The sequence below is a fragment of the Enterobacter cloacae complex sp. 372C4 genome, assembly GCF_050030615.1.
GTDB lineage: Bacteria > Pseudomonadota > Gammaproteobacteria > Enterobacterales > Enterobacteriaceae > Enterobacter > Enterobacter intestinihominis.
Genome location: NZ_JBLGUQ010000002.1, coordinates 14,150 through 28,122, shown reverse-complemented (window position 1 = coordinate 28,122; position 13,973 = coordinate 14,150). Strand labels below are relative to the sequence as shown.

Sequence of the window (13,973 nt, the reverse complement as noted above, 5' to 3'; positions counted from 1 at the left end):
TGATTCATGAGACTTGTATCACCGTTCATGCAAAGTAACTTTTCCGACGAAATCAATTCAAAAGACCAAAGACAAAAAGCCGGGACATTACTGTCCCGGCTTCTATTTCAGTACATAAATTTGTCTTACTGCGATGTACCAGTTGTTTCTACAGCCTTTGATTTTTCCTCATCTGGGCCATATACGACCGTGCGCTGTGTTGCTGAATCTCCACTATCATCATATGCGACTACACGGATATCTTGCTTCCCACGATTAAGATTTTTCGATAGTGTCGCAGTGCTGCCAAAAACATTCCTTAGTTCATCATTGATATACCATTCATAACGAACCAGTTTGCCATCAGTATCGACACATTTATTTGTGAAACTCCAGCTCATATTGGATTCTGTATGGCTTAGCACACATTGCGGAGCGGCGTTTTTTACAACATCAAAATCTACTGATGCTGTACCACGCTGTCCCATTTTACTGACAACATCCAGCGTGATTTCATATTTTTTCTCAGTAAGACCGGGAATTCCCTGAGCCCAATAGTTTTTACTACCCTGGACAACCTCTCCATTTACTTTATACGTCACCGTATCAATACTGTCAGCAGAGTGCGCCAGTTTAATATTAGATCTTAGTGTGACATCAAGAGGAGCCCTCATGAACTTATTAGAGAATTTTGGGGTCATTTCAACAGTCATCGGAGTTTGCTCATCGACGACGAAGGTATTTTCAATACGCTGTTCGTTATTACGGTTATCGCGGAAAACGATCATCAACGTATATTTACCCGGCTTCGCAATTGCAAACTCTTTCGTATCTCCTTCATCTTTTGAAATGGAGATATTTTCCTTATCGTAGATCCACTCCCGTGAATAAGTTACTCCCGGATAGTCACCGTCTTTTATTCCGGTCAGGGCGACGTGTAAGGTCGACGGGGCCATAGTGTATTTTAGCTTCGTACTGACTTTCATTTCAGGGAACTTATACACCCAGGACTTAATCGATACTTTCCGCGTGGAAATGGTACTTTCCTTGCTGTCAGCGAGCCATGCACTGTATGTAAATGCCGCATAGCCTTGCTTATCCAGCATCTCCTCTGTCAGCGTCATCGACAACTTAGGCCCTCTGATTTTCTGTCCGTCAGGGGCAGTCCATTCTTCAATGACGTCATTTCCGTTCTGGTACCGACTGTTCGGGTTGGAGTATTTACCATCTAAAGTAACTTTACTTCCCACCTCTACCTTTGAAATGCTGCTCACTGAAACGGAAAGGCGCTTGGGTTTAGCGACCGTTAACCGCGCAGACGTCTCTTTCCAGGAGGACTCTTCAGCCAGGTCGTCTGAATCCAGATAGCGCATCCGGGCGTAGATAGTTGGCGGAAGCTTCTCAGCGGCAGTCACGGTATAGGTAGTGTCACCCGCGACCCAATTAATTTTATCTTCCGACCACATTACTTCAGCCGTACCCTGCGGAATCGGCTCATCATTATCCAGCAACGAGACTGGTAAATCATCGCCTTCAAGAATTTCCGCAACATCAATACTTAGCTTAGGCTGTTTGTACGTTACAACTGTCAGCACGTCGCTATAAGACACTTTTGACGTAAACTTGTTGGTCATCTTGGCCCTGTAGAGCCACTTACCGACGTCAGTTTTTCTGATTGAAATACTTCTCTTCCCAGTCATGTCCGAAAGCATCGTCCATGTCTGCCCATTGTCTGACGACTCCTGCCACTCGGTAGGAGCAAGCGCATCAGAGTTAGCTGTGCTGGCCGATTTGAAGTTCACAAGCGTACTGAGCGGGATACGGCCGATAATCAGGCTCTTTGAGAGATTACCCTCCAGCTCTTCACCCTTATACACACGTATGCCGACCGCACTTGTTTCCCGGGTCAATTCAAAATCAGCGAAAGGCGAACGGACTTTAGCTATCCCGACAAGACGCATGTTCCCAAGGTCCATATTCTCGATTTTGATTTTTGTTTCGACTACCCCGGCATCATTCACCGGCAATGCCTCGGTTAATGGGGTACGTTCATACGTCGTTTTAAAACGGCCTGTTTCTGGATCTTTACCATAGATACTTTTCTGAGCGTAAATGGTTACATCCCAGTCACCCATTGTCGTCCGGCTAAATGAGCTTTTGCGAGTTGAATTGTTATAGCGCCCAACTGACACCTTCAACGGTAATTCCATTGTAGTAGCCGTCTTTTTGTCTTCGACTTCCATCGTAGCCCGAATGCTGAAGTCGGGGACCGTATACACGTTAAGTGTATCGGCGGTCCGCATTGTCGGGTCCTTCGAGTACTCTACAGCAATGTCGAATACATTTTTCGTCCACAGTGGGGCTGCGGCTACTTTCAGACGCTGAACGAATGTAGTTGCATCGTTGTTTGATGAACGGTTTTTAAACGTCGTTTTTGTGTTCTCACCCCCGTTTTGCGAAACATAGACTGTCACATCAGCAGGTACCACTTTTGCCAAGAGGCGAGCAGCTTCCCCACCTGTCGTGTACGCTAGTGCAGTGTTAGGGTTGATCCCAGTTACCAACTTATTTTTCTTGTAAGTAAGGATTGGGTTATATGGCAGTTGAGTTGTCAATACGCGGCGGTATTTGGCCGACACAGCTTTAGAGCCTCTACCGTTTATCATATAGACTTGGTAATCGAGCAGGTTTTCGCCAGTTTTATTGAAGAACCCCGTAAGTCCTGGCGTCCTGCCTTTAAAGTAAAATTCAAGCCCGTCCGGTACATTGTTCCACTGAGGGTAACAGGCAGTGATATCAGATTTGCCGCCATACCACTCAAGATAAGCCTGCGCGTTCTCTTCCGTAGTAAAGAGAGTGCATTTATCACCGGCTGTCTGACTCATCAGATCGGTATATTGCCGAACGCGAGAATACAAGGTGACGTCTTTTTCTAAGTTTTTAAGCGCAAACCCTGTCGGTTGATACGTGAAAGTGGTATTGAATGTCACAATCTTGCCATACAGGTTTTCCGCCACGACTGTGATTTCGTGGTCAGCATTCACATCTAGATCATCCCCCACCGGCAGATAATAAATGCCTTTGTAGTTCGTTGGGGTGAGTTCAACAACTTTGTTATCGATAGTAACGGCTTTAATATCCGCAACCCCGGCCTGCCCCTGGAATGCGGCAACAATAATTTCATTTAAGAAATAAACAGGTGCTCGTTTTGCCAGCGCTGCCCCATCCTTAAGTACCATGAGTGTGGGGTTATCAGAAAGCATCAGTTTGCTTTCGGGCTCATTGTACGTAGACGTATTCTTGCTAGTATTCTCTATAGTGAACGTGGCGGCATAAGAGCCATTCGTCAGGTCTGTTAAGTCAAAGATATACAGATACTCATCGCCGACCTTCTGGGGTCCGCTCACGGGCTGGAGGGTACGCCGTATCGGTGTTACCCAGGATTGCTTAAAGTCGATAACCGTACCGTCATCCAAAGTTACTTTTGTTGTCGGCTTGAAAACCCCGTCCGGCACCATCGTCAGCGTCATAGCTGTTGGTAGCCACCACTCGCCTTCAGTCTCTTCCTGGGGCACTTTGACGGCTACAGCTACCGTTTTAGCGCCGGTATAGATTTGCTGACCGCCAATACTGATAGTTTTAGCTTCATCAGTGAAATTCCAGAGAGTATGGTCAACAACAGGAGGACGGTAGTCCCAGGTCAGCGTAAGCTTTTGCGCTTCAGGAGGGGCAAAGTAATTATTTTTCGAATTAGCGGTGACAGTTATTTCCCGTGAACCTATCAATAAATCCGAATCACTTACTTTAATACTTCCTACATCGATCGTGCAACTGGTCCCACCAATAGGGACTTCACAGGCAGAACCCGATCCGATAGAAATATATTGCACAAAATTGCGGGGTTCTACTGAGACGGCAAAACTCCTGATCACTTCATCCTTAATATAAGATTTAAGTGTGTAACCCTCTTGAACCAGCCCATTCATAGACGACTTTAGGCCGGTGATCGTCGGTTTAACCGGTACGAGAGCATTAACTGTATACTCCCCTTTCACTACTTCTACTTTTTGCCTTTCTGTACCGGAAAAATAGGAAATTTTGTAAGGGAGTTTTAGGTCTCCTGAGCTGTTTGGAATCCCGGTTAACGTGAACCCGTTAGCAGTAAATCCAGAGCTATTTGGAAGCCACTCAAAGAAGCAGACAAGATTATCCACCGTTGATGTCGCACGATCATCAACCGTCACATTACATGCGGTTCCAGAGCCTGAGGCAGTAATTATATTATTGTTTACGAATGCAACAAAATCGCCCGGGCCGGGATTAAACGTGACGGCAGGCATATCAGCCTGGAGTTTTCCGGAAATCATAATTGCCTCGGCATGTACCGACTTAATCGAGGCAATTAAAGAAAACAACAGGGTTAAACATAAACCTGATTTTCTCATGACGAACACCTGTTTTTTTTACGCAGAATTAAAATTACTCTACGATAAAAAAATCTGAAATCTTGTTCGTTAAGAGGAAAAAAAAATATTAATTTTTTGCTAAAAATTGAAGATTTTTAACTCACTGACAGCTTTTCGACTCCGAAAGGCGCAGAGCAGTTATTATCGATTCTGAGGATACCCATGGCATCTTAAGCGTCAAGAATCCAAGCAAAAAAAGTCCTGTTGAAACACAATCCATTTGCGTTACGGGAAGATTATAATTTATGGGTTTAAATGAACCCCTTTCGACCGGAACAATGCCTGACGTGACTAACAAGCCCCCACGGTCATTTGGGCCGATAGTGATATTTTTGTAAGCCTGGTGTGTGCGATGCGTGGTTTTTCTCTTTTCAATTTTAAGTGTAGGTTTAATTCTCAGGAAGACAGAAGCCAGCGCCATGGCTTCGTTTTGGGATAGTTTCATGAGAATACTTCCCTCTGAATTCCACCCATATTCTCTATTGTCAGCCGGAGGGGCGAATTGGAGAGTAAGGTAATATTTTTCAGCCTCGCTTATGAAGGCTGAATTATCAGCAGACCGACTTATGTCGACGTTCACTTCAAATGCCATCGCCACTGACTGGCTGAAGACCCTAGCCCGTAGAGCCTTCGTTCCAATAGCTTCCAGTTCTTTCATTGCTATGCTCTCTTCTTAAAGAACCATATACCGGAGATGACTTCATTATCCTGGATGCGTATCAAATCCGAAATAACAAAACCACCTTTTCCTTCCGAAATTATCATGGTGTAAGAGCTCGTATGCACAAGCCGAGCATTTTTGATTGGTAACCCAGCACACTTAACAGAAATTTCATCAGGCGAAACTTTTTCAACAAAAGTAACTTTTGATGCAACACCATTGATATGTATGTTTCCGTTATCTGCAATTTTAACGTTTAACGAAGGTGTGGATTCTTTATCACAGGGTTGGAAAACAGACGTGGCTTTAAGAACTTTGCCAGTAAAATCGTACAAGTCGGGCTCCGCCGGTCTTGCGTTGAAAAGCGAGTAAGCCCCCGCAATTGTTAAACCGAGCACTACAAGAGGTAATAGTTTCTTGTAATTAACTTTCATCCTCCAGTTCCTCTCCAATCAGGTGTAAAGCACTCACGCACATAAGCCTAAGCTGATACAGCAAATTGTCGGCGGTGATACCACCAACAAATGTCACTGTACGGCGTATCGATACACCACCAGGCTCGCATTGAATATGGCCAATACCCGCATCGCGAAGAAAATCATTCTCGGCGCTTACGAGGTCTGCTTCCGCAGGTGGAATGACCACTTCGATGAGTATTGTATCAATTGGAGCCCATTCCCAGTCGTACTTAAGGGAGGAAATTGGAGCGATAGAAACATGAAATTCATCAATATTAAAAATTACAGGTTTTTTGCCCGTTGATTCAGGCTGAATGAAGGGATTCTCGACCAGGACAACTGGGAATTCAGAAATAGACAGAACTTCGATTAACTGATCTCGACGTAAACCATGTATTAGTGAGTTGCGTGATAACATTCAGTCAGCCTTCATTATAATAATCAAACAGTTACACATGATGCCGTTAGTTTCTTTACGCTCATCCAGATTGCACGGCAGAAACTCTTAGGATCATAGGGTGCTAGGGTAACAAAAAAACCTAACTTGACCAGTAAAGCATAGAGATTTTTTACATAAAATAATAAATAAGTACCAATTTTAGTAAGATATTTCTTACTTCAACCAATACTTTAGGACAAATCTGTACCCGTTTTAACACCTGTTCTTAAATCGTGCAAACGAACAACCATAAACAGGAGCTAAACCACCTTTTTTTTAGTAGTATACATAACTAAAATTAGGTTTCATAAAACAAACTGGTTAGACCTGAAACAACCAAAGAGGTTCATAATGAGTTTTTGAGTTGGATCTATAATTCTACGAAATTATTTAACTTGCTATGCAGCATTGAGTGTTCCATTAACTACATGTAACCGGTTCACCATCCAACCTCATCTACTAATAATATACCAACAAAAAAGCCAGCTGGTAAGCTGACTTTTTTGAGAGATTACAAATTTTAATCAATTGATACTTCTATATTTACTTTGCAAGATTTGCGAGGTTTGCATTTGCCCTTTTCTTCTGCTTTGTTGTCACACCCTGCACTTGCGCTTGTTCACTGAGCGCCATGGTTTCGGTTTGAGCTAAGTTAACGTCCGGAGAACCATGATTAGTTTTTAGAACTGAATCATTCTGATTTGCGATCGCAACAGGCGGCAAGGTCTCTACAGTCACAGGCATGGAGTTTTTGGCCAGTTCTGTAGACATTAATTCCAACCGCTGTTCCTTTGCTGTCTCAGGCTTTACTGCATCACTGACATCAGTTTGACAATTAGTTGAAAATACAGCAGCAGGATTCTTGCAATTATTAATCTTTAAAATTAAATCGTTGAATTTCGAATCAAGCATAAGACTTATTTGTTCTTTCAACTGTTCATTACTTAAATCACTCTTTTTAAATTCATCATTAAAAAACCGATTTAGATCAGCAGCCGTTAATCTCTCATTCAGTCCATTAATAAAACTTGATAGCTCGGGGAAGAGGTTATTTAGCACTAACCCCGTAGTGATTGCAGACCTTATTATGGAAAGCTGTTCGCCACGATGTGTTAAGTCACTTTTTTTTAGAAAATTATAGGCATACGGAGATTGCCTTTCCGATAACCAAAACGCGCTAATCTGGATGCGATCGTTTTCCTTCTCAGTTTTTTTTGTCATACCCCCCCCCCTTTACAAAACCATCATCACGCAAAAACAGTATCTGCAATAGCCAGTGAGAGAGCGAATTGCGGATTATCTACCATGATGATTTTCGATTTATCAAAATGTTCACGCACTGCCGGTTCAATCAGGTAAGAACCCCCACCGACTAGGAATACATTGTGCGGACGTTCTTCCACCTGAGTGACTGCTTTGATCACTTTTTCTTGAAGTTGCGCTACGGCACTATTTACGGCTTGGAAGACACCATCAAGATCATCGGAAGAAACCTTTAGTGAGGCTTTGTTATCACGATTGTCGACCAAGTGTTGAATATACGCGTAGCTTGCGTTCAGCTTTGAAGAATCCAGATAACGACGGACTTCATCATATACGATAGAACAACCAATACGGTCAAAACCCTTGACTCGGGAGATCTGTTCCAGCTGACCAGTAATGCTTGCTACATCAAGTGTTGTCCCACCTAAATCGATAACCAGGCTTGATTCAAAAGATTCAATTAACTCAATTTCATCTGCACGAGTTACCGCCGGAAGTGACTCAGGAAACACGGTAACTGAAACAACATTAAATGAAACACGCTTACCATCAATATAACGTTCAACCGGCTTCATCAGGTTGTCTTTTTTCCGTTGGATGTTTTCGTCATTGGTTTCACCCAAAGCGGTATAAAACTGACTAAGTGGCAATGTTACATAGAGATGAACATCCTGCGGCTCTAAACCAGAGGAATGAAGAGCATGGTGAACATTCAGACGACTGATCTCATCGTACTGATGCGCAACGTCGGTAGTTTCAAGGGCATTACTAGATTCACTGTGATGAGAGAATCGTTGAAGGCCATCAATAAGGTAATTAAACGGAATAAGCCCGTCATGGCTTACCCGGAAATCTGCAACGAAACTATTTTGAGTCAATAAGGGAACAAGGTCACCTTGATTGTTAACACAAACCAGTTTTGCCGCTTTACTACCATCATCAATAACAACTTTAAGTGTCTCTAATTCAGTAGAGTTTGATTCAGCTACAGCCAGTTTTGTTTTTACTAATTCAGTCATGCAGAACCCCTCGAATTGGTTTAATTAACCCACCACTTTTGATATGGGATTTATACACTAATGGTTGCTTTAGGTCAACAAAAACGAGGCAAGAAACACACGTAAGTTATTGTTAAAAAAGAATCCTTCGTTTTTAAAAATTGTCTTGCTCTACTTTATGTACACTTGATAAAAACACACATAAATGACGTTTTCTTCAGCTTTACGACACTAAAAAATCCTATCCAAAGACGGCACTTAAAAGTCTCTCTGTGCGGATACTACAGATGAATTCAACTTCTATTTTGCCTAAGCGCAGAAATTAGCCCTCTTAACGAAAATATTGCCGACACTCATCCGGTATTATTACTGTACTTTCTAGAAGAGGCATTTATGGCATCTGAGCACGTCCAGACAATTGACCTGACTAATTATTCCGGAAGGGTTTTCTTTCTGGCAGACCCCCATGGACATTATTCGACGCTTTGTAATCTTATCCATTCGATATCGAGCCCAGATGAGGAACTAATCATTTTCCCTACCGGGAATCTCTTTGATTATGGTCCTGAGCCCATGGAGTTAATGACAGCGATAAACACTGGTATTTTTGATGGACGTTCTGTGCGAGTGTTCTCAGCAGCCGGGGCTGGTGAAGAGATGATGAAGAAGCTCTTACCCACAAATAATGATCGTAGGACTTATTACCCAAGCACATTTCTTAACGAACGGTGGTGTGCAAGAGGCGGACGTTGGCATAAACAAATTAACCGCAGTTATCTTGAAGAGGAGATCAGCAAACTGCTCTCCACCCAGCTGGCCACGGTGATGAAGGTGCTTTTTAAAGGAAATATTACTATCGGTGTTTGTCCATCCGACTACACGGACATACGACAGGGTTTCGACAATACCTATAACGCTCTCCTCGCGTTTAATCAGGCAAACGTGAATATCTTTCAGAGTCAGTTTCTTTTTGGTATGGATCACGCAGTCAGCCCAATGAATATTAGCGATGTCAACCTCGTTGTACTGGGTCGGAATCCGGTCAATAGCATCAGAAAGGCTCATGGGTTACCTTTGACTAACTTACCTGTACTCGTCGGCAACTGTCTCCATATCAATACTGGCTCGCTGTTCATGTCAGCAATTAGCGATCCAGCACTACTAGCCCCAGGTATACCTCGTACTACAGTTCCGGCAATAACGCTGGTCGAGTTGATACTGGCCTCAACACCAACCCTAATTTGCCACCAAATGATCCTTAATAAGAACGGCATTTACACACAAAACACAACACCACTTGACCTGGATTTAAAAGATAACAACATAGAGGCTGCTTTATAATGCAGAAATTAAAACTGATAATTTTACCGGTGCTGGCATTTGTGTGGCCATCAATCAATGCAACCGCATCGACTAAAACACCAATGCCTACTTCTCAGCAGTCAGTTGCTAAATCTGAGGCTAACTATGAATTTATTTCTATTTCTGCAAAATATGTCGACGGTATGTGGCTTGTTAATGGTCAACAAAGACCTGTAATTAAAACAAGCATGACTAAGCGTAACTATCTCCAGATCGCAAATCAGTCAACACTTACGCCTTTGAACCTTGTGATACCCAAAATTGCATTTGACGTTATAGCCAAAAATGGCGTTTTGTTATCAAATATTGTATCCCTGGATGAAGATGCAGCCGGTAAAAAAATTCTATGGTTAGAGCCGGGTTCCAGCCTGACAATCTCTTTCGTCAATGACCTATCCAGTACCCCATTACAGGCGATAGTGTCCGTAAGTAAATTGAATAAAAGCGTTATTGCGATTTTTGGACCAGACCAGGGTAAAAAATTCACCCTCCCCCAAACTTCAAAATCACAGGATTTTTCAAAGGAGTATGACCCTTCACCAGAAGTCGCACTACGTCTCAATGTGCCCAAAAAAATTCACTCTTCCGTCACAATCCCAGATGTCGCGACTGCATCATTACCGTCCTCACATACCTACGAGATTATAGCGACTGATAAACTCAGGTCTTTTATGTTTTCAGAGTTTGTTTGGGTTGGTAAACGTAACAGCTTCCTCGTTGGTTCTAATTATTTCTCCAAAAATTTGACGGTTTACCCAGGTGAAGAATTCGATATCAGCACCATACAGAAAACGATTATGAGGGCTAGTAATGATTAAAGCAGCCGGAGTGATTTTTATCTGTCTTTTGACTGGCTGTCAGTCGGTTGGAAGCAAAATTGCAGACCTCCCCTCAGTAGGTTTCGACCCTGTGATGAGCAACAAAAGTGAATCCTATACCGACGGAAAAGTTACTTTTCTGATTGAGAGTTCAGGCACTGATGTCTGGCTGCTCGCCAAGAATGGTACCAAGGAATTTATTGAGTTATCGGATCTAAATCTAGCCGGAAGCCGTTGCACCTATTCATCGCGTGGGAAACTGTTATTAACACCTGGTTCAGTTTCATTGTTTACTGTTCCGACTGTTGGTTTACTCGGCCTTTGCTACGACAACACTGACCAATTAACGTTTATTAATAACGCATTTACCAAAATTTCACAAAAGTCGAGTGATGGACCCACATTGCCATTGTTGTTCAGTATTAGATATGAATTTCCCGGCTCGGGTGAAACAAACACAACGCTAGTTACGCAATCATTAAGTCTTGCATTTTTGGAACAGGAGCAATCATGAAATCTATATTGGCCGTCATCTGTATTTGCTGCTGCGAGGTGGCTTTTGCTTATCCTTATCGCATCTACACAGCACCTGATGGTGCCATTGTGAAAAATATACTGACCAATGAAGTGATCGGTAGGACACCGGTTGAAGTTGATGTCAGTAATACTGAAGCAGGCTCCACGTTCGGGATATCTATGTATCGGCATGAGAATGTTGCAATAAAAATATTCACAGTAATGCCAAGCGCGGAAAATAACTTTACTGTTTCAGGTCCCGACGTTGCAACAATGTCTTTACCAGGTAAAGCCCCTTTAAACGTAATTAATGACAGTAATGCAGCAGCAGTTCACATAGATCTCAGGCCTTTTCTTTCTGAACCTGTACATCAACCCATTCAATAGTTAATTTAGGTCCCTGTCATGGGGACCTGCAATCTCATTTATAAGGATATTTGTTCTAAAGATCATGCAGTTACACGCATCTAGAATGATTAAGGCTTTACAGTATTGATAATGGAGGGAATGAAATTAAGGTCAACATAGTAATAAATCCGCATCCTTGCGATGCGGATTAATGCAAAATTTAATTATTCTTTTTCTTTCAACTTCGATTTTATAAACTCCTCAATTTCTGCGATCAATTCGCTATTAATTCTATTAAATTCAAACCTAATTTTTCTTCCAGACGCATTTTTGCTAATCCTTGCATATTTATCTTTATTATCAAACACGGCTAATTCACGAGTTTCCCACCCCTTGCTAGGAGGTTTTATGTCAAGCTGTTCAACTACTGTAGTAATTTTATCTATTACTGTCTTCTGTGCTTCGGAAATATCGGTTACATCCAAGCTCCTTATTTCCTCCCGAACATTATCTACAACTTCCTCAAGAGAGAATAAATTCTTTTCGACGTACTTCTGTAGTCGGGATAAGCGATTGTAATACGAGTTAGGAATACCTTCATAGTCAGGAAAGAGAGCAATAAGAGAATTATCTATCTTCGCCGCCTGGATACGCTTAGAAACAGATACATGGCTGATTCCGAGATAATTAGCAAGCTCTTCATTAGTTGCAAATCCAAGGTCTTTCATTTTCTGTAAATACTGGAATCCAACTTCACGGTAAGAAAATCTCCGTGATGTCTGTGCTGCTGTAATGATGGAATTAATATCTTCCGGGGATAATTCATCCGGCAACACCCATAGTGGCAAATCCTTCGCAGATTGAATACAACAGAAACGCCTACGACTGCCCTCTATAAGCAGATACACCCCATTTCGTTTGACAGCAACGCCTTCTGTATCAACACCACGTACCTTAATTTGTTCCAGGATATCTCGAACTGCATTTACAGTGAGAGCTTCCTGGTTTCGTGGGTTCATAGGGTGTACTGCGGTTTCCAGTTCCACCTTCTCAGCCGGTACAATGATGTGTTCAGCTTCCAGCTTACGTCCATTATGTAAAGCAAACAGCTTCCTCAGTCGAGGCTGTGATTTCAGGCCTGGAAGCCCGGAGCGATGGCTGACTTCAGTACGCTTAGGTGCATTAATATAACGGGATTTGTCATTCCCGATATGCTGCTCATCACTCATGCGTTACTCCTTTCTTTCACAGAAAAACTCTTAATCTCATTTATAAATTGCTGGTAGACCGCCATTACAGATTCTTCAGCCACATCAAGCTGCTTAGGTGAGCAAAGCTCTTCAGACTTTTTAATATCCAATACGGTTCTGCCCCTTGATGCTGCGGCTTTAAACGCTTCGGAATTTTTAATATTTGCAGACATAAAGAGTTCCTGCACTGTTCTTACCAGTTTATCCAGAACAATTTTTTCATATGGACTCTTATCGTCTACGTTAACAGCCAGCACTTTGAACCACCTCAGATTTTCGCCCTTGCTCGGCGATTGTTTGAAACGCTCGCTGATGGTCAACATGAAATCAGTTGTGGAAGCATAATCGTATTCACGAGGTGATACGGCAACAAGAATGCCATCAGCGGCTTCATCAGCTGCCCAAGTGATTGGCGAATCCTCTGGTGGAGTATCGATGATAATCAGGCCGTATTTTTTCTTCAAAACAGGCAGAATAACTTCTTTGAATCGAAGTAATAGCTCTGTTCGTTCTTCTCTGGAACACTGCCAGTATTTATCTTTAAATCGCGCATCTGTAGGAAATGCTGTAATAACATCAAGATTCGGTAGGTGTGTCGAAAAAGGCATACTCTCAATGATTTCTTCTTCCGAATACCCTAAATCAAGGTATTTTTTGTAATCTGAGTCCTCTTCATAAACCCCTAAGATGGCGTCAATAGCAGTGAGGAAAACATCATCTTCCGCTACACTTTGTATCATCCCGCTACCAATTGAGCCTTGTGGGTCCCATTCGATCAAAAGTGTCCTTGCGTTTAGATGCATATCAAGCGCTGCGGCTACAGCAAGAGCCCCTGAAGTTGTACTCTTACCCGTGCCGCCCTTATGGTTCTGCGTTACGATTGCACGGCTATGGTAATAGTCGCTGTACCGAGGACAGCCCAGAGCATCCATGATTTTTTGGACGTCCCACCTGGTATAGAGATGGTTTTTGTTCTGAAAGATAGGAGCACCAACCAGACCTCTATCTTCAAGATCGGCAAGGATTTTATTAAAGGTGACGCGTGACTTGCCAAAAAAATCTGACAGATTTTTTTTATTCAAACAATGGTTATAGATGAGGCGATCTACACCTTCAACACTATCATCCGAGACCGAAACCCTTGAAGAGACCAATAATGACTCCTTCAGGGAAATCTGCTCGCTCTTCATTCGTTGACCGACAAGGGCGATCTTATCAATTAGATTCATTCTCTTCCGATCCCTTTTAACCTAAATAATGAAATTAAACGCATATATGTACACTTTACGCATAATGCGTACATTCGTGCCTTATGCGTTTAATTGTAACCGTAATTCTAACTATACGCTAACGTTCTGTTTCTTTTTCGTCGATTATGGGATATCAGCCTCATCGGTTTACTTTGTTATGTGTAA

General features: G+C 42.5%; 12 protein-coding genes. 4 read left to right on the top strand and 8 right to left on the bottom strand.

Annotated elements, in window-relative coordinates:
* Positions 1-125: 125 nt before the first annotated feature.
* The 6 genes from rsp to parM all read right to left on the bottom strand — a co-directional run bounded on the left by rsp (position 126) and on the right by parM (position 8,285).
* Entirely contained in the window at positions 126-4,424 is a 4,299-nt protein-coding gene (gene rsp, locus ACQG11_RS23190; protein ID WP_040113304.1) for an IncHI-type conjugal transfer protein RSP, read from the bottom strand.
* Between the two features lie 121 nt (positions 4,425-4,545).
* On the bottom strand, positions 4,546-5,103 hold the full coding sequence (locus ACQG11_RS23185; RefSeq protein WP_022652167.1) for a hypothetical protein: 558 nt from the start codon (positions 5,101-5,103) through the stop codon (positions 4,546-4,548).
* A gap of 2 nt (positions 5,104-5,105) precedes the next feature.
* Positions 5,106-5,540 (bottom strand): hypothetical protein, encoded by a 435-nt coding sequence (locus tag ACQG11_RS23180; protein ID WP_022652166.1) that lies wholly within the window; start codon positions 5,538-5,540, stop codon positions 5,106-5,108.
* Positions 5,530-5,982: a hypothetical protein gene (locus ACQG11_RS23175; RefSeq protein ID WP_015063118.1), complete on the bottom strand. Its 453-nt coding sequence runs from the start codon at positions 5,980-5,982 to the stop codon at positions 5,530-5,532. The genes ACQG11_RS23180 and ACQG11_RS23175 overlap by 11 nt, the downstream gene beginning before the upstream one ends.
* 564 nt (positions 5,983-6,546) lie before the next feature.
* The gene (locus ACQG11_RS23170) at positions 6,547-7,224 is read right to left on the bottom strand and encodes a hypothetical protein (RefSeq protein ID WP_015063117.1); all 678 of its coding nucleotides are present in this window, start codon (positions 7,222-7,224) and stop codon (positions 6,547-6,549) included.
* A gap of 26 nt (positions 7,225-7,250) precedes the next feature.
* Positions 7,251-8,285, bottom strand: coding sequence for a plasmid segregation protein ParM domain-containing protein (gene parM, locus ACQG11_RS23165; protein WP_015063116.1), 1,035 nt, complete (start codon positions 8,283-8,285; stop codon positions 7,251-7,253).
* A 372-nt stretch (positions 8,286-8,657) separates the two neighbouring features.
* On the opposite strand from parM, the gene ACQG11_RS23160 reads away from it, so the two are divergent.
* From ACQG11_RS23160 to ACQG11_RS23145, 4 genes are read left to right on the top strand one after another with little or no spacing between them, the layout of a single operon-like run.
* The gene (locus ACQG11_RS23160) at positions 8,658-9,605 is read left to right on the top strand and encodes a metallophosphoesterase (protein WP_015063115.1); all 948 of its coding nucleotides are present in this window, start codon (positions 8,658-8,660) and stop codon (positions 9,603-9,605) included.
* On the top strand, positions 9,605-10,444 hold the full coding sequence (locus tag ACQG11_RS23155; protein ID WP_015063114.1) for a hypothetical protein: 840 nt from the start codon (positions 9,605-9,607) through the stop codon (positions 10,442-10,444). Before ACQG11_RS23160 ends, ACQG11_RS23155 begins: the two co-directional genes overlap by 1 nt.
* Positions 10,437-10,958, top strand: a complete 522-nt coding sequence (locus ACQG11_RS23150) for a hypothetical protein (RefSeq protein ID WP_015063113.1) — start codon at positions 10,437-10,439, stop codon at positions 10,956-10,958. Before ACQG11_RS23155 ends, ACQG11_RS23150 begins: the two co-directional genes overlap by 8 nt.
* Entirely contained in the window at positions 10,955-11,347 is a 393-nt protein-coding gene (locus ACQG11_RS23145; protein WP_022652165.1) for a hypothetical protein, read from the top strand. The genes ACQG11_RS23150 and ACQG11_RS23145 overlap by 4 nt, the downstream gene beginning before the upstream one ends.
* A gap of 185 nt (positions 11,348-11,532) precedes the next feature.
* Here ACQG11_RS23145 and ACQG11_RS23140 read toward each other — a convergent pair whose 3' ends face one another.
* Positions 11,533-12,537, bottom strand: coding sequence for a ParB family protein (locus ACQG11_RS23140; protein WP_022652164.1), 1,005 nt, complete (start codon positions 12,535-12,537; stop codon positions 11,533-11,535).
* Positions 12,534-13,787 (bottom strand): ParA family protein, encoded by a 1,254-nt coding sequence (locus ACQG11_RS23135; RefSeq protein WP_015063110.1) that lies wholly within the window; start codon positions 13,785-13,787, stop codon positions 12,534-12,536. Before ACQG11_RS23135 ends, ACQG11_RS23140 begins: the two co-directional genes overlap by 4 nt.
* Positions 13,788-13,973 lie beyond the last annotated feature (186 nt).

Coding starts and splice junctions, on each gene's coding strand:
- rsp (WP_040113304.1), bottom strand. CDS start 4,424: ATGAGAAAATCAGGTTTATGTTTAACCCTGTTGTTTTCTTTAATTGCC.
- ACQG11_RS23185 (WP_022652167.1), bottom strand. CDS start 5,103: ATGAAAGAACTGGAAGCTATTGGAACGAAGGCTCTACGGGCTAGGGTC.
- ACQG11_RS23180 (WP_022652166.1), bottom strand. CDS start 5,540: ATGAAAGTTAATTACAAGAAACTATTACCTCTTGTAGTGCTCGGTTTA.
- ACQG11_RS23175 (WP_015063118.1), bottom strand. CDS start 5,982: ATGTTATCACGCAACTCACTAATACATGGTTTACGTCGAGATCAGTTA.
- ACQG11_RS23170 (WP_015063117.1), bottom strand. CDS start 7,224: ATGACAAAAAAAACTGAGAAGGAAAACGATCGCATCCAGATTAGCGCG.
- parM (WP_015063116.1), bottom strand. CDS start 8,285: ATGACTGAATTAGTAAAAACAAAACTGGCTGTAGCTGAATCAAACTCT.
- ACQG11_RS23160 (WP_015063115.1), top strand. CDS start 8,658: ATGGCATCTGAGCACGTCCAGACAATTGACCTGACTAATTATTCCGGA.
- ACQG11_RS23155 (WP_015063114.1), top strand. CDS start 9,605: ATGCAGAAATTAAAACTGATAATTTTACCGGTGCTGGCATTTGTGTGG.
- ACQG11_RS23150 (WP_015063113.1), top strand. CDS start 10,437: ATGATTAAAGCAGCCGGAGTGATTTTTATCTGTCTTTTGACTGGCTGT.
- ACQG11_RS23145 (WP_022652165.1), top strand. CDS start 10,955: ATGAAATCTATATTGGCCGTCATCTGTATTTGCTGCTGCGAGGTGGCT.
- ACQG11_RS23140 (WP_022652164.1), bottom strand. CDS start 12,537: ATGAGTGATGAGCAGCATATCGGGAATGACAAATCCCGTTATATTAAT.
- ACQG11_RS23135 (WP_015063110.1), bottom strand. CDS start 13,787: ATGAATCTAATTGATAAGATCGCCCTTGTCGGTCAACGAATGAAGAGC.